Origin of the sequence: Streptomyces sediminimaris (assembly GCF_047049295.1) — a bacterium.
Taxonomy (GTDB): Bacteria; Actinomycetota; Actinomycetes; order Streptomycetales; family Streptomycetaceae; genus Streptomyces; species Streptomyces sediminimaris.
Map to the genome: position 1 here is coordinate 1,656,871 of NZ_JBJWOT010000001.1, position 18,279 is coordinate 1,675,149.

Genomic DNA, 18,279 nt, shown 5'->3' on the forward strand with positions numbered 1-18,279 from the left:
GCCCCGGAGGAACAGTGACCACCACGCTCGCAGGCGGCCGCGCCGCCCGCCGCCAGACGATGCGCCGCATCCGCCCGCGCCGCTCCCCGGCGACCGTCCTGCTGCTGGCCGTCGGGGCCGGCGCGGTCGGTGTGCTGTGGCTGTGGTGGCACAACACGCCCTCCATCGCCGACAGCAACGGCAAGATCCTCAACGCGGGCCGGATCACCGGTCTGCTCGCCGGCTATCTGATGGCGCTGGTGGTGCTGCAGATGGCGCGGGTGCCCGCGCTGGAGCGGCGCGTCGGCTCCGACCGGGTGGCGCGCTGGCACGCGATGAGCGGCCGCTACACGCTGAGCCTCGTCGCCGCGCACGTCTTCCTCACCATGTGGGGCTACGCGCTGCAGGCGGGCAAGTCGCTCGGCGGCATCGTCCAGCAGACGATCGACTCCGTGAACCAGCTGCCGGACATGGGCAAGGCGGCCCTCGGCACGGGTCTGTTCGTGCTCATCGGGCTGACCTCGATCGGCCCGGTGCGCCGCCGGATGGGGTACGACACCTGGTACCACGTCCACCTGCTGACGTACGGGGCGGTGTTCCTGACCTTCTGGCACCAGATCACCACCGGCAACGACTTCGCGGTCGAGCCGATGGCGAAGACCTTCTGGTACGCCCTGTACGGCGTCGTGACCGCGCTGGTGATCTGGTACCGGGTCCTCACCCCCATCCGGCTCAACCTGCGCCACCGCATGCGCGTCGAGGCCGTCATCGAGGAGACGCCGGGCATCGTGTCGGTGCTGATCAGCGGGCGGAAGCTGCACCGGATGGGCGCCGAGGCGGGACAGTTCTTCCGCTGGCGCTTCCTGGCGCCGGGCATGCGGTTCAGCTCCCACCCGTACTCGCTGTCTGCGGCGCCCCGCCCCGACGTGCTGCGGATCACCGTGAAGGCGATCGGCGACCACAGCGCCCGGTTGCGCGAGCTGACGCCGGGCACCACGGTGTGGGCCGAGGGCCCGTACGGCGCGATGACCGCCCAGCGGCGCAGCCGCGGCAAGGTGCTGCTGGTCGCGGGCGGCGTCGGCATCACGCCGATGCGGGCGCTGTTCGAGACGCTGCCGGGCGCGGCCGGCGACATCACGCTGCTCTACCGGGCCAACACCACCCAGGATCTCGCCCTGTGGGACGAGCTCGCCGCCATCGCCGACGACCGCGGCGCCCGCCTGATGTACGCGGTCAACAGCCCGGACGGCGAACGCCCCGACATCTCCGCGGAGCGGCTGCGGCAGAAACTGCCCGACATCGACGACCACGACGTCTTCATGTGCGGCCCGGCCGGGTTCGCCCAGTCCGTCTACGAAGCACTGCGCGGCGCGGGAGTGCCCGCCCGCCGCATCCATCACGAGTCGTTCGAGATGTGAGCGACGGGACTTCAGGAGCTCAGGAAAGCGATGAAGAAGAGTCACCCCATCCGGCGTGTCGTGCTGGCCACCGCGGCCACCGTGTCGGGCGTCGTACTGCTGCTGTCGCTGAAGCCGGCGTCCGACCCGCACGCCTCGGCGGCCGGCGCGGCCCCGCAGCAGACCGCGGCCGCGCAGGAGTCGCCGCAGGGCGGCACCGGCGCGGCCGGGTCCGGCACGGTCGACGGCGACGTGGTGCAGACGCAGTACGGCAAGGTCCAGGTCCGCCTGACCGTCAGCAACGGCAGGATCACCAGGGCCGACGCCGTCCAGGCGCCCAAGGGCGGCACCAGTGACCAGAAGACGGCCATGTCCGTGCCCAAGCTCAACCAGGAGGCGGTCGCCGCGCAGAGCGCGCACATCGACTCGGTGTCCGGCGCGACGTACACCAGCACCGGGTACAAGAAGTCGCTGCAGTCGGCGATCGACAAGATGAAGGCGGGCGCCGGCTCCGCGCGGGGCGCGGGATCGTCCAAGGGCGGCGGCGCGGCGAAGAGCAGCGGCTCGTCCAAGAGCGGTGGATCGTCCAAGAGCGGTGGATCGTCCAAGAGCGGTGGCTCCGCTCAGGGCGGCGGCTCGTCCCAGGGTTCCGGGGGCGCCACCCAGGCCAGGACCGTCACCGGCAAGGTCGAGCAGACCGAGTACGGCCCCGTGCAGGTCCGTATCACCGTCAGCAACGGCAGGATCACCAAGGCCGACGCCGTCCAGGCGCCCAAGGGCGGCCTCAGCGACCAGAAGACCGCGATGTCCGTGCCCAGGCTCAACCAGGAGGCGGTGGCGGCCGGCAGCGCGAACATCGACTCGGTGTCGGGTGCCACCTACACCAGCACCGGATACAAGCAGTCGCTCCAGTCGGCGCTGGACCAGGCCGGTGGCTGAGCCGGTGGCCGAATCGGCGGAGGCTCCCGCCGCGGTGCGTCACGCGGAGGAGGTCATGGGGACCGTCTTCTCCTTCGACGTCCGCGGCGGGGAACCCGGTGCGGTGCGGGCGGCGCTGGCCGAGGCGGTCGCCGGACTGCACCGGGTGAACGAGGTGTTCAGCATGTACCGCGACGACAGCCAGCTCTCCCGCCTCTCGCGCGGCGAGCTCAGCCTGCGGGACTGCGACCCGGAGGTCGCCGAGGTGCTGGAACTGGGCGCCGAGGCGGAACGGGTCAGCGACGGCTGGTTCAGCATGCGCTACGAGGGGCGGCTGGATCCGACCGGCATCGTCAAGGGCTGGGCCGCCGAGCGCGCGGCACGGCTGCTCGCGGCGACGCCCGGGGTGTGCGGGGTGAGCATGAACGGCGGCGGCGACGTCCAGCTGCTCGGCTCGCCCGAGCCGCACCGGCCCTGGCGGGTCGGGGTGGCCGACCCCCTGCGCCCGGGCGGTCTCGCGGCGGTCGTGTCCGCGGCGGGTGCGGAGGAGCTGGCGGTGGCCACGTCCGGCACCGCCGAGCGCGGCACCCACATCGTCGACCCGCGCACGGGCCGGTCCGCGGTGACCGACCTGGTGGCGGTGACCGTAGTGGCCCCCCGGCTGACCTGGGCGGACTGCTGGGCCACGGCCGCGTTCGCGCGGGGTTCGCGGGACGGGCTGCGCTGGCTGGAGTCCCTTCCGGACGTGGAGGCACTCCTGATCACGGCGGGCGACGAGGTCCGCTGCACGGGAGGGCTGGCGGCCCGCCTGGGCTGAGGCCCGCCGGAGAGAGAAACCCTGCCGGGACGAGAACCGGGCGGGGCTGGAACCCCCATGCGAGTCCGGGGCGCACGGTGCGACCGCGCGCCCCGGACTCGTCGGCGCCGGCGGCCGTCCGCCCCCGGTGCCCGTCCGCCCCCGGTGCCCGTCCGCGCCCAGCCACCGCCTGCGCTCAGTGGCCGTTCTGGGCGAGCCGCAGCAGGTGCTCCGCGAGTGCCTGGCCGCCGGTCGGCTCGCGGCTGATCAGCAGCAGTGTGTCGTCGCCCGCGATGGTGCCGAGGATGTCCTGCAGCTCGGCCTGGTCGATGGCCGAGGCGAGGAACTGGGCGGCGCCCGGGGGCGTCCGCAGCACCACCAGGTTCGCCGAGGCCTCCGCGGAGATCAGCAGCTCCTGGGAGAGCCGCCGCATCCGCTCCTCCTTCGCCGACTCCCCGAGCGGGGCCCGAGGCGTGCGGAAGCCGCCCTCGCTCGGGACCGCGTAGATGAGGTCGCCGTCGTTGTTGCGGATCTTCACCGCGTTGAGCTCGTCCAGGTCCCGGGAGAGCGTCGCCTGCGTGACGGTCAGCCCGTCGTCGGCGAGCAGCTTCGCCAACTGGCTCTGGGAGCGCACCGGTTGCCGGTTGAGGATGTCCACGATCCGGCGGTGGCGTGCGGTGCGGGTCTGCGGCACGGCAGGCCCGGCGTGCTGGTCGTCGTCCTGCGCCTGGCTCATCGTCGTCTCATTCTCCGGATCCGTCCCCGTGTGCCTGTTCCAGGACGCCGGGGAGCGCCCGGAGGAACGCGTCCACCTCGTCGTCGCCGAGATTCAGCGGCGGCATCAGCCGTACGACGTCGGGCGCGGGCGCGTTCACCAGGAATCCGGCCTCCTGAGCCGCCTGGCGCGCCTGGGGCGCGAGGGGCTCGGTGAGCACGATACCCAGGAGCAGGCCCGCCCCCCGGACATGGGAGATCAACGGGCTGCCCAGGGACTCGATCCCCTCGCGCAGCTTCTCGCTCTGCCGCTTGACGTTCTCCAGCAGCCCCTCGTTCCCGATGGTGTCGAGCACGGCGAGGCCGGCGGCGCAGGCGACCGGGTTGCCGCCGAAGGTGGTGCCGTGGTGCCCGGGCCGCAGCAGGTCGGCGGCCCGGCCGAAGGCGACGGTCGCGCCGAGCGGCAGTCCGCCGCCGAGGCCCTTGGCGAGGGTGACGACGTCCGGCAGGACGCCCTCGTGCGCCTGGTACTCGAACCAGTGCCCGGTGCGGCCGACACCGGTCTGCACCTCGTCGAGGACGAGCAGCGCTCCGGTCGCGGCGGTGATCGCGCGGGCGGCCTTGAGATAGCCGGGCGGCGGGGTGACGACGCCGATCTCGCCCTGGATCGGCTCCAGGATCACCAGCGCGGTCTCCTCGGTGACGGCGGCCGCGAGGGCCTGTGCGTCGCCGAACGGCACGTGCGTCACCTCGCCCGGCAGCGGCAGGAACGGCTCCCGTTTGCCCTGCTGGCCGGTCATCGCGAGGGCGCCCATCGTGCGCCCGTGGAAGGCGTCCTGGGTGGCCACGACATGCGTCCGCCCGGTCAGCCGGCCGATCTTGAAGGCAGCCTCGTTCGCCTCGGCGCCCGAGTTGCAGAAGAAGACCCGGCCCTCGCGGCCGAAGAGCTGGAGCAGCCGCTCGGCGAGTGTGACCGTCGGGTCGGCCATGAAGAAGTTGGAGATGTGGCCCAGGGAGGCGATCTGCCGGCTCACGGCCGCCACGATCGCCGGGTGGGCGTGGCCGAGCGCGTTGACCGCGATGCCGCCGACGAAGTCGAGGTACTCCTTGCCTTCGGCGTCCCACACCCTGGTGCCCTCGCCGCGCACGAGGGGCAGCAGCGGCGTGCCGTAGTTGTTCATGAGCGCGTCCTGCCACCGCTCGCCGAACTCCGCGTTCGTCGCCGTGCCCGTCATACGGCACCCCCCTGTTGCTCGTCGGGCACGACCATCGTGCCGATGCCCTCGTCGGTGAAGATCTCCAGCAGGATCGAGTGCTGGACCCGGCCGTCGATGACGCGGGCGGTGTTGACGCCGCCGCGCACGGCGTGCAGGCAGCCCTCCATCTTCGGCACCATGCCGGCGCTCAACTCCGGCAGCAGCTTCTCCAGTTGGGAAGCGGTGAGGCGGCTGATCACCTCGTCGGAGCGGGGCCAGTCCTCGTAGAGACCCTCGACGTCCGTGAGGACCATGAGCGTCTCGGCCCCCAGCGCAGCAGCGAGTGCCGCAGCCGCCGTATCAGCATTGACGTTGTAGACATGTCCGTCGTCCTGGCTCCGGGCGATCGAGGAGACGACCGGGATCCGGCCGTCGGCGAGCAGGGCCTCGATCGCGCCCGTGTCGATCGCGGTGATCTCGCCCACCCGCCCGATGTCGACCAACTCGCCGTCGATCTCGGGCTGGTGCTTGGTGGCACTGATGGTGTGTGCGTCCTCACCGGTCAGCCCCACGGCCAGTGGCCCGTGTTCGTTGAGCAGGTTGACCAGCTCGCGCTGCACCTGCCCGGCCAGCACCATCCGTACGACGTCCATGGCGTCCTCGGTGGTGACGCGCAGGCCGGCCTTGAACTCGCTGACGATGCCGTGCCTGTCGAGGGCGGCGCTGATCTGCGGGCCGCCGCCGTGCACGACGACCGGCTTGAGGCCGGCGTGGTGCAGGAAGACGACGTCCTGGGCGAACGCGGCCTTCAGGTCCTCGTCGATCATGGCGTTGCCGCCGAACTTGATGACGACCGTCTTGCCGTTGTGCTTGACCAGCCAGGGCAGCGCCTCGATGAGGATCTGCGCCTTGGGCAGCGCGGTGTGCTTTCGCGTGGTGCTCATGAGGAGTAGGCGCTGTTCTCGTGGACGTAGTCGGCGGTGAGGTCGTTGGTCCAGATCGTGGCCGTCTCGGACCCGGCGGCGAGGTCGGCGACGACGTGCACCTCGCGGTAGCGCATGTCGACCTTCTCGCGGTCCTCACCGACGCCGCCGTTCTTGCACACCCACACGCCGTTGATCGCGACGTTCAGCCGGTCGGGCTCGAAGGCGGCCCGCGTCGTGCCGATCGCGGAGAGCACACGGCCCCAGTTGGGGTCCTCGCCGTGGATCGCGCACTTGAGGAGGTTGTTGCGGGCGATGGAGCGGCCCACCTCCACGGCGTCGTCCTCGCTCGCCGCGTTGATCACCTCGACCTTGATGTCCTTGCTGGCGCCCTCGGCGTCCCGGATCAGCTGCTGCCCGAGGTCGTCGCAGACCTGCCGTACGGCCTCGGCGAACTCGCCGTGCTCCGGGGTGACTCCGGCGGAACCGGAGGCGAGCAGCAGCACGGTGTCGTTGGTGGACATGCAGCCGTCGGAGTCGACACGGTCGAAGGTGACCTTCGTGGCGGCCCTGAGCGCCTTGTCCAGTACGTCGCCGTCGACGACCGCGTCCGTGGTGAGGACGACCAGCATGGTCGCGAGTCCGGGGGCGAGCATGCCCGCGCCCTTGGCCATCCCGCCGACGGTCCAGCCGTCCTTGGTCACGACGGACGTCTTGTGGACGGTGTCGGTGGTCTTGATGGCGATGGCGGCCTTCTCGCCGCCGTGCTCGGAGAGCCGGGCCGCGGCCGTCTCGACTCCGGTGAGCAGCTTGTCCATCGGGAGCAGCACGCCGATGAGGCCGGTCGAGCAGACGGCGACCTCGATCGCCGCGCGCCCGAGCACCTCGGCGGTCCTCTCCGCGGTGGCGTGGGTGTCCTGGAAACCCTTGGGGCCCGTACAGGCGTTGGCGCCGCCGGAGTTGAGGACCACCGCCGAAACCTGTCCGCTCTTGAGCACCTGCTCCGACCACAGCACCGGCGCGGCCTTCACACGGTTGGAGGTGAAGACGCCGGCGGCGGCGCGGCGGGGCCCGGTGTTGACCACGAGGGCCAGGTCCGGGTTGCCGTTCTCCTTGATCCCGGCGGCGACGCCCGCGGCCGTGAATCCCTTCGCTGCCGTCACGCTCACGGCGCAACTCCGATCGTCGTCAGCCCCGTGGACTCGTCGAGTCCGAGGGCGAGGTTCATGCTCTGGACGGCACCGCCCGCGGTGCCCTTGGTGAGGTTGTCGATGGCGCTGATCGCGATGATGCGGTCCGCGGCCCCGTCGTACGCGACCTGCACCTGAACGGCGTTGGAACCGTGGACGGACGCCGTGGCGGGCCACTGGCCCTCGGGCAGCAGGTGGACGAAGGGCTCGTCGGCGTAGGCCTTGTCGTAGGCGGCGCGGACGGACTCGGCCGTCGCCCCCGCGACGGCGGGGGCGCTGCACGTGGCGAGGATGCCGCGGGACATCGGCGCGAGGGTCGGCGTGAAGGAGACGCGCACGGGCTCGCCGGCGACCCCGCTGAGGTTCTGGATCATCTCGGGCGTGTGCCGGTGGCCGCCGCCGACGCCGTACGGCGTCATGGACCCCATGACCTCGCTGCCCAGCAGGTGCGGCTTGGGTGCCTTGCCGGCGCCGGAGGTGCCGGAGGCTGCCACGATCACGGCCTCGGCCCGCGCGAGGCCGGCGGCGTAGGCCGGAAACAGGGCCAGCGTGGCGGCGGTCGGGTAGCAGCCGGGCACCGCGATGCGCCTGGACCCCGTGAGCCGGGCGCGGGCACCCGGCAGTTCGGGAAGGCCGTAGGGCCAGCTCCCGGCGTGTGCGGAGCCGTAGAACCGCTCCCAGTCGGCCGCGTCCTCGAGCCGGAAGTCGGCACCCATGTCGACGACGAGCACGTCCGGGCCGAGCCGCTCGGCGACGGCGGCGGACTGGCCGTGGGGCAGGGCGAGGAAGACCACGTCGTGGCCCGAGAGGACCTCGGGGGTGGTCTCCTCGAGGATCCGGTCGGCCAGCGGCAGCAGGTGCGGCTGGAGCGTGCCGAGCCGCTGACCCGCGTTGGCGTTGCCGGTCAGCGCCCCGATCTCGGTCTCCGGGTGCGCCAGGAGCAGGCGCAGGAGTTCCCCGCCCGCGTATCCGCTCGCTCCGGCCACCGCCACACGTACCGTCATGTCACCCTCCTCCAGGTGGCATGACTATACGTTTCACTGCAGGTTTATGCAATCCGGGCCGGTTCGGCCTTGGGAAGCATGATCCAGCGGGACACGACGAACGTCACCGGGATCGCCCCGAGGGAGGCGAGCAGCGGTGCCCACCGGCTGCTCAGGCGCAGCTGGTCGACCAGTACGTACACGCCCGCCGTCGTGACGAGGAAATTCGCCGCGTTGGTCAGGGGGAACAGCAGGAATTTCCGCAGCGTCGGGCGGGTGCGATAGGTGAAGCGCGCGTTGAGGAAAAACGACCCCGTCATACTGATCGCGGTGGCCAGAACATGCGCGGCGAGATAAGGGAAGCGGGTGAGCAGCGGAAGATAGGCGCAGTAATACGTTCCGGTGTTCACGACACCGATCACGGCGAAGGTGAACAGCTGCCTGTTCGTCTGTCCGGACATCAGGGAATGAGGTCCTTCGCCCGGTCCACATTGGTCGCCTTCACCAGGAAGTGCGGGCGCCGTTTGACCTCGTAGTAGATGCGGCCGGTGTACTCCCCGATGACCCCCAGCATGATCATCTGCACCCCGGCGAGCCCGGTGAGGGCGGTGATGATCGTGACGTAGCCGGGCGTCTGCACGCCGTTGACGAGCGCGGCGCCCACGATCCACGCCGTGTACAGCCCGGCGCACACCAGCAGGCCCATGCCGAGGTGGAGGGCGGCGCGCAGCGGCCGGTTGTTGAAGGAGAGCAGCCCGTCGAGGCCGTAGTTGAGCAGGCCGCGGAAGCTCCAGGAGCTGCGGCCGGCCTCGCGGGCGGCGTTCTCGTACTCGAAGGTGGTGCTCGGGAAGCCGACCCACGCGAACAGGCCCTTGGAGAAGCGGTTGTACTCGCTGAGGTTCACGACCGCGTCCACCACGCGGCGCGAGAGCATCCTGAAGTCGCCGACGCCGTCGACGAGTTCGATGTCGACGAGGCGGTTGACGATCCGGTAGTAGAGGCGGGCGGTGAGGGTGCGGGTCATCCGGTCGCCGGTCCGGGTGCGCCTGGCGATGACCTGGTCGTAGCCGTCCTCGCGCAGCTTCACCATGCGGGTGATCAGTTCGGGTGGGTGCTGGAGGTCCGCGTCCATGACGACCACGCAGTCGCCGGAGGCGTGGCGCAGGCCGGCGAGCAGGGCCGCCTCCTTGCCGAAGTTGCGGCTGAAGGAGACGTAGCGCACGCGCGCGTCCCGGTCGGCCAGCCGCTGCAGGGCGGCCAGCGTCCGGTCCCGGCTGCCGTCGTCGACGTACACGAACTCCATGTCGTGGCCCAGCGGCAGCAACCGGTCCGCGACCTGCTGGACCTGGTCGTGGAAGAGCTCGATGACGTCTTCCTCGTTGTAGCAGGGCGCGACGATCGATATGAGCATGGGTGTTCTCCCCGAGGACGGTCAGCGGGCGCCGGTCACGGACTCGCGCGGTCCGGTGGTCGTGATGGGCGGTGGCACGGTGACCCGCCGCCTGCGGAGGGCGGCGAGGACGCCGAGCAGGGCCAGGGCCAGCAGCGAGGCGGCCCCGACGGCGGTGCCGAGCCGCAGCCCGGGCGGGTGGAAGGTGCAGGTGAGACTCGTGGCCGAGCCGTCGACGGGCACGGCGATCAGGCCGTGGTACTCGCCCGCCGGTACGGGGTCGGCGTCGCCCGTGGCGCAGCGCCAGCCGGCGATGCGGGGCGCCGCCACGACGGCGATTCCCCTGCTGCCGCCGGGCAGTTCGGCGCGGACGGAGTCGCCGGAGACGGTCACCCGGGTGGCGCCGGTGGCCTTCAGGCGGGCGACGGCGGCGTGCAGCCGGGCGGTGTCCAGGCAGCCGACCGCGCCGTCCGGGACGGTGCCGGTGGCCTTCGGAGCCAGGTCGATGCGCACCCGTCCGGAGGCCGGTACGGTGCCCAGCCGCTGCATGGCGGCGATCTTGGTGGCGCGGGTGTCGGACCGGAACCGCCCGGTGGGGCCGCCGCCGGCCGGCCGCGCGGTGCCCCGAAAGTGCGGCGCCCACAGGTAGAGCCCGCTGCCGGCCGGGCAGGCGGCCGTGATGGTCGGCTGCCGGGTGGACCCGGGGCCGGGCACGCCGACGAGCACCCCGGGGTGCCGCGGGTCCCGGCTCGGCGGCCGGCCCTTGCTGGTCCGCACGGTGATCCGGGGCACGGTGTAGACGCGGGCGCCCAGCAGGAGCTCCTGGTTGCGGTACGGCGACGGGCCCCAGCCGGCCGGGCCCGCCCCGGAGGGGCGCACGGTGACCAGGGGCGGCACGTCCTGCCGGGTCACGGTGGGCCGGCCGCCGTCCTGCTCGGACCAGCTCTGGTGCGGGTCCGGCGGGGAGCGCACCCGTGCGCCGACGGAGAAGATCGCGTCGGTGACGGCGTTGTCGAGACTCTGCACGCTGCGCCCGCGGGAGCTCCAGCCGCCCCCGAGAGCGGTGAGCGTGCGGCTGAGGACGTCCGAGGTGAGGCTGCTGTAGTACTGGGCGCCCTGGCCGCCGACCATCAGCGGGTCGTTGCCGACGGTCTGTTCGCGCCCCGGGTCGGTGCGGTACCGGGGCCAGCCGTCGGCTCCCGCGACCGCCTTCGCCTGGGCCTGCTGACGCGCTCCCCAGGGCGCGTAGTCGTCCATGTGCCCGAGCCGCAGCCGGGTGTCGACGGCGGAGGTGGCCATCGCCTCGCCGAACTGCCCGCCGAAGAGCAGCGCCAGGGCGAGCCCGGCCAGTACGGTGCGGCGCCCGCCGGCCGCGCTGGGCCCCGCGCCCCGTCCCCCGTCCGCGTACCGCAGCAGGGCCAGTCCGCCCAGCGCGCCGGCGACCGCGAGCAGGGACACCGCCCAGGTGACGGGGTGCACCAGGGCGCTGCGGCTCGCCGCGGCGGTGATCAGTACCATCAGTCCGCCCGCCGCGCCCAGGGCGCGCGGGTCCGGCGGTCCGTACGACAGCGTGTGCCAGGCGGCGATCACCAGCAGCGCGCACAGCACGAAGGCCTCGCGGTAGGCGCTGCCCTGCGGGGTGGCGAAGGCGTGCCAGACCAGCTGGGTCGGGCCCCACTGCAGCGACAGCGCGACCGCGGCGGTCAGCAGCGTCCAGCCGGCGCGCACCCGCCGGGGAGCCTTGCGGTGGAAGGGCAGGGCGAGGGCGAGGACGAGCGCCGCGGTGCCGGCGTAGACCGCGGGACTGCTGAAGCTGTACGTGGCCGGCAGCAGCCGGGCGAGCAGGTCCTCGGCCGGCACGGGCCGGAACCGCACGTGCCGGCCCGGGAAGGCGTGCCTGGTGCCGAGGTAGACGACGGTCAGCAGCGGGGCGGCGAGGCCCATGCCCAGCACGACGGTGCCGGCGGCCCGGCCCGCGGCCGCCAGCCGCTGCCGGCCCGTGAGCCGGGCGAGCCACAGCCTGAGCAGCAGCACCAGGCCGGCGGCGAGGGTGGCCATGTAGGCGGTGTAGAAGTTGGCGGTCCAGGCGAGGGCGACCACCAGCACGCCGAGCACGGGGTGCCGTCGCCGCCGTGTCCACTCGCCGACCAGGCACAGCAGGGGCAGCGCGATCAGGCCGTCGAGCCACATGGGGTTGTACGAGCCGACCGCGACGCTCCAGCCGCACAGGGCGTACGAGGCGCCCAGCAGCCCCGCTCCCCACCAGCGCCCGCGGCGCAGGCTCAGCAGCAGCCAGGCCATGGCGGCGCCCGCGCAGGCCGTCTTCAGCACGGTGATCACGTACACCGCGAGGTCGATCTCGTCCCGCGGGAAGACGCCGACCAGCAGCGCGAACGGGCTGCCGAGATAGGTGCCGAGGTCGGGCAGGAAGCTGGAGCCGTAGCCGGACTGCCAGTTGACGAGGAGGCCGCCGTCGGCCCGTCCGTGCAGCAGGTCCCACAGGTGGGCGTGGAACGGCACGTACTGGTTGCCGAGGTCGTTGACACTGCGCGTGTTCGGGCCGAACGGAGGCTGCGGGCGGCGGTGTCGGCGGCGCAGAGCGCGGCGCCGGTGATGACGGCGGCGAGCAGCGCGGCGGCCTTCCCCGGCGCGAAAGAGCCCCGCGAAACGGCTGCGGACAGTGTCGGGCGTTCCATTCCTAGTTTCTCCCCGCGGGTTTATCGATTCGACGGCTTAGACGGTCCGGCTTTCCGTTTGGTTGTGCCGTCCACGGAAAGTGGTGGGGCCTGTTCCGAATACGCACGGGGATTTATAAAAGAATGAACGGCAGGGAAACACGACTTCCCCGTCGCGTGTTTCGCACGTGAATTCCGGCGCGGTGTGCGGGCCGCCGGCGGCCGGGCGTAGGCTCGGGCGCATGCGTGCGCTGCCGCCCTGCCCGGCCCCGCCCGGCCCTGCTCGGGTCGCCGGCCGTCGTCATGCCGGCGTGCGCCGTCCTGGCCGCCGGATCCGCTGTCGTCAGAAGGGCCTGGCATGAACGCGTTCTGGCCCGTGCCGGACGTCCTGGCCCATCTCGCCGGGCACTGGCGCGTCGAGAGGACCGTACGGGATCTGGCGAGCGGGGCCGAAGGGCGGTTCGGGGGGACGACCGTCTTCAGCCCGCTGGCGGACGGCGGCCTGTTCCACCAGGAGTCCGGCACCTTCACCTGGCAGGGCGTGTCCCGCCCCGCCGAGCGCGCCCTGCGCTTCCTGCCGGGGACGCCGCCCGGTACCGCGGACGTCCGCTTCGCCGACGGGCGGCCCTTCCACCACCTGGACCTGACCTCGGGACGGTACGTCGCGGACCATCCGTGCGCGGCCGATCTGTACCGCGGTGAGTTCACCGTCCGGGACGCGGATCACTGGCGGACCGTGTGGCGGGTGCGGGGGCCGGCCAAGGACCTGGTGCTGGTCACCGAGTACGCACGGGGAGCATGAGGGGAGCATGAGCGGCCGGGGCAGCACCGGACGACCGCGGGCGCACGCCCGAGCGCCCGCTCTCCCGGAGACGGGACCGCCTACGCCCTGGACGTCTGCGCCGAGGGCGCGTCGAAGCGGAGGTTCCAGCGGCCGGCCCAGCCGGTGACCGTGGTGGTCGACAGCGGGCGGACGTCGAGGTTCCAGTAGGTGGCGGGCGGGGCCTTGAGGGCGTAGACGAGGGCCGCGCGCACGACGGACGGCTCGGCGACGGCGACGATACGGCCGCCGTCCTCGACCGGGCGGGTGTCGAGCCAGTTGCCGACCCGGGTGATGAAGGCCAGCAGCGACTCACCGCCGTGCGGGGCGGTCCTGGGGTCGGCGAGCCAGGCGTCGACCGCCTCGGGCTCACGGGCCATCGCCTCGCCGAGGGTGAGCCCGCGCCAGCGGCCCATGTCGCAGTCGCGCAGGGCGAGCTGCACCAGGGGCGCGTACCCGAGGGCGTCGCCGGTCGCGCGGCTGCGCGGCGTGGGCGAGCAGTAGCGCAACTCCGCCGCCGCCAGCGGGATCAGGTCGTGGGCGACGCGCTGCACCTCCTCCCAGCCGGCCTGGTCGAGCGGGCGGTCGTCCTGGAAGTGCTCGGCGAGCAACGGGGAACTGCGCGCGGCGGCGACGAAAGTGGCCCTGAGTTGCATGGGGCGATGGTGTGTCGCGGAAGTACGCAGGTCAAGGGAAGTTACCTCCGGGTCACCCAGGGTGGCCAGAGCTTTACCCCAGGGTCAGGACCTGGCGGACAAGTGCCGCATTCCGCCTGCTCAGAACTCCAGCGCCATCCACCGGTCGGGCCTCGCCAGCTCCCGGAAGCCGAGCTTCTCGTACACGCCGTGGGCATCGTGCGTGGCCAGCAGGATCCGCCGCAGGCCGTAGGGCCGCAGGTGCTCGCGCACGGCGCCCACCAGGGCCGTCCCGATGTTCTTGCCCCGCACGCGACGGTCGACGTAGACGTCGCAGAGCCAGGCGAAGGTCGCCCGGTCGGTGACGACCCGGGCATACGCCACCTGTTCCCCCGAAACGCTGTCGTAGACCCCGAAGTTCAGCGACCCGGCGACCGCGCTCTCCTGCTTCTCCCGCGACCGCCCCGTCGCCCAGTACGCATCGGTGGACAGCCACCGGTGCACACGGTCGACGTCGAGCCGGCCGGCGTCGGTCGAGATCTCGTATCCCCCGGGAAGACTCACGGTGTCGCTCATGGCGGAAGGTTCGCAGGCCGGGGGCGGGCCGTCGAACGGTTTTCCGGCGCTGGAAGGCTCGCCAAGACCTTCATGAGCCTTCTAGCCACGGACCTCCTCGAACGCCGTCCGCAGCCTCCGTACCCCTTCGGTGATCTCCGCCGGGCCCGCGACCGCCGCGAAACTCAGGCGGGCGTGCGCGGCCGGGGGCTCGGCACTGAAGTAGGGGCGGCCGGGGGTGAGGGCCACACCCGCGCGCAGGGCGGCGGCGGTGAGGGCGAGTTCGTCGGTGCCGTCGGGGAGGCGGAGCCAGAGGTGGTAGCCGCCCGAGGGGATGTGCGGGAGGGCCGCTTCGGGCAGGTGCAGCCGCAGTGCCGCCGTCATCGTGTCGCGGCGGGTCCTCAGCTCCGCGGAGAGGGAGCGCAGATGACGGGGCCACGCGGGCGAACCCACGAGCTCGACGGCCGCCTCCTGCAGCGGCCGGGGGACGAAGAAGGTGTCGACGACCTGGATGGCGCGCAGCCGCTCCAGGACCGGCCCCCGGGCGGCCAGCGCGCTCACCCGGAAGCTGGGCGAGGTGGCCTTGGTCAGCGACCCGACGTGGACCACGACACCGTCGGGGTCGTCGGCGGCGAGCGGACTCGGCAGCGGGCCCGCGTCCGCGTGCACGAGCCGCCGTACGAAGTCGTCCTCCACCACGAACGCGCCGGCTTCGCGGGCGATGCGCAGCACCTCGGCGCGGCGGTCCGCGGCGAGGACCGCGCCCGTCGGGTTCTGGAACAGGGGCTGGCAGACGAAGACCCGGGCACCGGTCGCGCGCAGGGCGTCGGCGAGCAGGGGTGGTCGGACGCCGTCCGGGTCCACCGGGACGGGCACGGGCCGCAGACCGGCCGAGCGCGCGATCGCCAGCATGCCCGGGTAGGTGGGCGATTCGACCAGCACCGGAGCGCCGGGCGGCGCCAGCGCGCGCAGGGCCGTGGTCAGCGCGGACTGGCCGCCCGCGGTGATCAGCACCTCGGCCGCGGTGACCCCGCCGCCGATGCCGCGCGCGAACCACTCCCGCAGCTCCGGCAGGCCCTCCATCGGCGGCCGGCCCCAGGCGCCGGGGCGGCGGCCGGCCCGGGCCAGCGCCGCCGCCATCGCCCGCTCCGGCTGCAGGGACGGGTGCAGATAGCCGCCGTTGAACTCCACGACCCCGGGCGGCGGCGCGGCGAGCGAGACCACCACGCCGGAGGCGTCCACCGTGCGCGGTACCGGGTCGGCGGCGCCGTCCGCGCTCAGCGCGACCTCCTGCCAGGAGGTGTCGCCGGCCGGGTCGGTCCCACCGCGCGGCTCGGCGCGGAAGGCACCGGCGCCGGGGCGGGTCACCACCAGGCCCTCGGCGGCCAGCCGGGCCAGGGCCCGCGAGACGGTCACCGGGCTGACCCGGAACCGTTCGACGAGGGAACGGCTCGACGGGAGCTTTCCACCCGGTGAGTAGCGCTCCAGCTCCCGGCGGAGCTGATCCGCCAGTTCGGCCACGCTGCTACGCTGTTGCATGACAGGACAGAATAGCGCTACCGCCTCGGAGCGGATAGCGGTCGCCACCCCGCCGGGCACACCGGCCCTCGGCGGCACGCTCCAGGCCGCCCTCGGCGTCACCGCCTTCTCCCTCACCTTCCCCGCCACCGCCTGGGGTCTCGAGGGCTTCGGGCCCTGGTCGCTGGTGGCCGTCCGCGGTGTGCTGGCCGCGCTCGTCGCGGGCGCCTGTCTGCTCGCCACCGGGACACGGCCGCCGGACCGCCGTCACTGGCGCGGCCTCGCGGTCGTCGCCACCGGGGTCGTGATCGGCTTCCCGCTGCTGACCACCCTCGCGCTGCAGACGTCCACCACCGCGCACGCGGCCGTCGTGGTGGGCCTGCTCCCGCTCACCACCGCGCTGTTCTCCGCCCTGCGCACGGGCCACCGCCCCTCCCGCGCCTTCTGGGCTGCGGCCCTGGTGGGCGCGGGCGCGGTCGCCGCCTTCACGGTGCGGCAGAGCGGCGGCGCGCTGACCGCCGCGGACCTCTGCCTGTTCGCCGCGCTGCTGGTGTGCGCGGCCGGCTACACCGAGGGCGGCCGGCTGGCCCGGGCCCTGCCGGGCTGGCAGGTCATCGGCTGGGCGCTGGTGCTGTGCCTCCCGCTGAGCGTGCCGGCCGCGGCGCTCGCGCTGTCGCAGGAGCCCGTGCGGCTGACCGCGCACAGCGTGACCGGGTTGCTCTGGGTCGCGGCGGGTTCGCAGTTCCTCGGCCTGGTCGTCTGGTACCGGGGCATGGCGGCGATCGGCGTCCCCAGGGCCAGCCAGTTGCAGTTGGCGCAGCCGCTGCTCACACTGGTGTGGTCGGTGCTGCTGCTGGGTGAGCACCTGACGGCCGCCGCACCGCTGACGGCCGCGGCGGTCCTCGTGTGCATCGCCGTCACCCAGCGGGCGCGGGGCTGACCGGCGCGCGGAATCGGTCCCTCCCGGGCCCCGGCGCCGTAGACTCGGCCACGGACCGCTGCTCCCGCACATCGGTGAGGAGGCCCTACACATGCAGGCAACCGTGGGCGACCAGCTTGTCCAGCACGGCAGGGTGGTCGGACAGCACGACAAGGTCGGTGAGATCGTCGAAGTCCTGGGACCGGAGGGCAGCCCGCCGTTCCGCGTCCGCTTCGAGGACGGGCACGTGGGCGTGTGCTCCCCCGGCCCCGACACCGAGATCCGGCACAAGGAAACGCAGTCGTAGATCAGCGCGGGGGCCTCGCCGGCCGGCGGTAGTGGTCGGCGACGACCCGCGCCATCGCCCCGACACGGTCCGCCGCCATGTCCCTGGCGGCGAAGTAAACGTGCCCGCGCACCTCGGGCCAGGCCGCGGCCAGGGTCAGGTGCCGGGAGAGCTCGGCCGGGTCCTGCCAGGCCGCGCCCTGCGCCGGGTCGCCGGCCTTGTACAGGGCCTCCCCCACGTACAGCCGGGTGCCGGTGCCCCGCGCGACCTCCGCCCACCAGGGCACGAGCCTCGCGTAGTCGGCGGCGGCGAACCCGATGTTCCAGTAGACCTGCGGGCAGACGTAGTCGATCCAGTGCTCCCGCACCCATCTGCGGGTGTCCGCGTACAGGTCGTCGTAGGTCTGCACGCCCGCCCGGGTGTCCGAGCCGCGCGGGTCGGTCGTGGCGTTGCGCCACACCCCGAACGGGCTGATGCCGAAGCGGGTGCCGGGCCGGGTGCGCCTGACGCGCGCGGCCGTCTCCAGCACCAGCCTGTCGATGTTGTGGCGGCGCCAGGCGGCCCTGTCGGAGAAGCCGCCGCCGTAGCGGCCGTAGGCCTCGTCGTCGTCGAAGGTCCGGCCGGCCACCGGGTACGGGTAGAAGTAGTCGTCGAAGTGCACGGCGTCGACGGGGTACCTGCGGACCGCGTCGAGCATGGCGTCCTGGACGAAGGCGCGGACCTCGGGCAGCCCCGGGTTGTAGTAGAGCCTCCCGCCGTACGGCACCACCCAGTCCGGGTGCCGGCGCGCCGGGTGGGAGGGGGCGAGCCGGGTCGGGTCGGCGTGGTTGGCGACGCGGTAGGGGTTGAACCAGGCGTGCAGTTCCAGGCCGCGGGCGTGGGCCTCCCGCACCGCCGTCCGCAGCGGGTCCCAGCCGGGGTCCCCGCCCTGGGTCCCGGTGAGGAACTCCGACCAGGGCTCGTACGGGGACGGCCAGAGCGCGTCCGCCGTCGGACGGACCTGGAACATCACGGCGTTGAGCCGGTCGCGCACCGCCAGGTCGAGGATCGCGACGAGCTCGGCGTACTGCTCGGCCGCCGTCAGGCCCGGCCGGGAGGGCCAGTCCCGGTTCGCCACGGACGCCACCCACAGGCCCCGCATCTCGGGGGCCGGGGTTCGGCGGCGCGGCGCGGCGCCCGCGTCCGGCGGCGCCGCCAGCGTCGCGAGCGCGGCCAGCGTGAACGCCCTGCGTGAGACTCGGCCCATCCCGGGAGCACCCCCATACCGTACGGATCCGCGCGGTCACGGATCGTCTTCGCCGCCCCAGGATGCCCGTACCCGCGCGATCGATCATCGATACCTGGGAGTAACGTGCACGATCGGAGCAGGCTGCCGAACCGCGGAG

Annotated in this window: 17 protein-coding genes and 1 pseudogene; 6 read left to right on the forward strand and 12 right to left on the reverse strand. The window is 73.1% G+C overall.

Features of this window, described 5'->3' with window-relative positions; genetic code table 11:
* Positions 1-14: 14 nt before the first annotated feature.
* The 3 genes from ACJ9NR_RS07735 to ACJ9NR_RS07745 are packed head-to-tail and all read left to right on the forward strand — an operon-like array spanning position 15 to position 3,111.
* A complete protein-coding gene (locus ACJ9NR_RS07735; RefSeq protein WP_412489054.1) occupies positions 15-1,397 on the forward strand; it encodes a ferredoxin reductase family protein in 1,383 nt (460 codons plus the stop codon).
* Positions 1,398-1,427: 30 nt separating this feature from the next.
* Complete coding sequence (locus ACJ9NR_RS07740; RefSeq protein WP_412489053.1) at positions 1,428-2,315, forward strand: FMN-binding protein; 888 nt, start codon at positions 1,428-1,430, stop codon at positions 2,313-2,315.
* A gap of 55 nt (positions 2,316-2,370) precedes the next feature.
* On the forward strand, positions 2,371-3,111 hold the full coding sequence (locus tag ACJ9NR_RS07745; protein WP_412490492.1) for an FAD:protein FMN transferase: 741 nt from the start codon (positions 2,371-2,373) through the stop codon (positions 3,109-3,111).
* 175 nt (positions 3,112-3,286) lie between these two features.
* On the opposite strand, the gene ACJ9NR_RS07750 is transcribed toward ACJ9NR_RS07745, so the two are convergent.
* The 8 genes and pseudogenes from ACJ9NR_RS07750 to ACJ9NR_RS07785 form a co-directional block, all read right to left on the reverse strand.
* The gene (locus ACJ9NR_RS07750; RefSeq protein WP_412489052.1) at positions 3,287-3,826 is read right to left on the reverse strand and encodes an arginine repressor; all 540 of its coding nucleotides are present in this window, start codon (positions 3,824-3,826) and stop codon (positions 3,287-3,289) included.
* A gap of 7 nt (positions 3,827-3,833) precedes the next feature.
* A complete protein-coding gene (locus tag ACJ9NR_RS07755) occupies positions 3,834-5,039 on the reverse strand; it encodes an acetylornithine transaminase (protein ID WP_412489051.1) in 1,206 nt (401 codons plus the stop codon).
* Positions 5,036-5,944: an acetylglutamate kinase gene (gene argB / locus ACJ9NR_RS07760; RefSeq protein WP_412489050.1), complete on the reverse strand. Its 909-nt coding sequence runs from the start codon at positions 5,942-5,944 to the stop codon at positions 5,036-5,038. Before argB ends, ACJ9NR_RS07755 begins: the two co-directional genes overlap by 4 nt.
* Positions 5,941-7,092 carry a bifunctional glutamate N-acetyltransferase/amino-acid acetyltransferase ArgJ gene (gene argJ, locus ACJ9NR_RS07765; protein ID WP_412489049.1) on the reverse strand — a complete coding sequence of 384 codons (1,152 nt, stop codon included), beginning with the start codon at positions 7,090-7,092 and terminating at the stop codon, positions 5,941-5,943. Before argJ ends, argB begins: the two co-directional genes overlap by 4 nt.
* Positions 7,089-8,117 carry an N-acetyl-gamma-glutamyl-phosphate reductase gene (gene argC / locus ACJ9NR_RS07770; protein WP_412489048.1) on the reverse strand — a complete coding sequence of 343 codons (1,029 nt, stop codon included), beginning with the start codon at positions 8,115-8,117 and terminating at the stop codon, positions 7,089-7,091. Before argC ends, argJ begins: the two co-directional genes overlap by 4 nt.
* A gap of 44 nt (positions 8,118-8,161) precedes the next feature.
* Positions 8,162-8,557, reverse strand: coding sequence for a GtrA family protein (locus tag ACJ9NR_RS07775; RefSeq protein WP_412489047.1), 396 nt, complete (start codon positions 8,555-8,557; stop codon positions 8,162-8,164).
* Positions 8,557-9,507, reverse strand: coding sequence for a glycosyltransferase family 2 protein (locus ACJ9NR_RS07780; protein ID WP_412489046.1), 951 nt, complete (start codon positions 9,505-9,507; stop codon positions 8,557-8,559). Before ACJ9NR_RS07780 ends, ACJ9NR_RS07775 begins: the two co-directional genes overlap by 1 nt.
* Before the next feature lie 21 nt (positions 9,508-9,528).
* Positions 9,529-12,182: pseudogene (locus ACJ9NR_RS07785) on the reverse strand (YfhO family protein).
* Positions 12,183-12,519: 337 nt separating this feature from the next.
* Between ACJ9NR_RS07785 and ACJ9NR_RS07790 the strand changes: the two are divergent.
* The gene (locus ACJ9NR_RS07790) at positions 12,520-12,963 is read left to right on the forward strand and encodes a DUF6314 family protein (RefSeq protein WP_412489045.1); all 444 of its coding nucleotides are present in this window, start codon (positions 12,520-12,522) and stop codon (positions 12,961-12,963) included.
* A gap of 80 nt (positions 12,964-13,043) precedes the next feature.
* On the opposite strand, the gene ACJ9NR_RS07795 is transcribed toward ACJ9NR_RS07790, so the two are convergent.
* The 3 genes from ACJ9NR_RS07795 to ACJ9NR_RS07805 all read right to left on the reverse strand — a co-directional run bounded on the left by ACJ9NR_RS07795 (position 13,044) and on the right by ACJ9NR_RS07805 (position 15,710).
* Positions 13,044-13,637, reverse strand: coding sequence for a histidine phosphatase family protein (locus ACJ9NR_RS07795; RefSeq protein ID WP_412489044.1), 594 nt, complete (start codon positions 13,635-13,637; stop codon positions 13,044-13,046).
* Between the two features lie 120 nt (positions 13,638-13,757).
* Positions 13,758-14,192, reverse strand: a complete 435-nt coding sequence (locus tag ACJ9NR_RS07800; protein WP_412489043.1) for a GNAT family N-acetyltransferase — start codon at positions 14,190-14,192, stop codon at positions 13,758-13,760.
* Between the two features lie 81 nt (positions 14,193-14,273).
* On the reverse strand, positions 14,274-15,710 hold the full coding sequence (locus ACJ9NR_RS07805) for an aminotransferase-like domain-containing protein (protein WP_412489042.1): 1,437 nt from the start codon (positions 15,708-15,710) through the stop codon (positions 14,274-14,276).
* Between ACJ9NR_RS07805 and ACJ9NR_RS07810 the strand changes: the two genes are divergently transcribed.
* A complete protein-coding gene (locus tag ACJ9NR_RS07810) occupies positions 15,709-16,629 on the forward strand; it encodes a DMT family transporter (RefSeq protein WP_412489041.1) in 921 nt (306 codons plus the stop codon). The two genes, ACJ9NR_RS07805 and ACJ9NR_RS07810, sit on opposite strands and share 2 nt — an antisense overlap.
* A 91-nt stretch (positions 16,630-16,720) precedes the next feature.
* Entirely contained in the window at positions 16,721-16,915 is a 195-nt protein-coding gene (locus ACJ9NR_RS07815; RefSeq protein WP_412489040.1) for a DUF1918 domain-containing protein, read from the forward strand.
* 1 nt (position 16,916) lies between these two features.
* Here ACJ9NR_RS07815 and ACJ9NR_RS07820 read toward each other — a convergent pair whose 3' ends face one another.
* Complete coding sequence (locus ACJ9NR_RS07820) at positions 16,917-18,140, reverse strand: glycoside hydrolase family 10-like protein (protein WP_412489039.1); 1,224 nt, start codon at positions 18,138-18,140, stop codon at positions 16,917-16,919.
* Between the last annotated feature and the right edge of the window lie 139 nt (positions 18,141-18,279).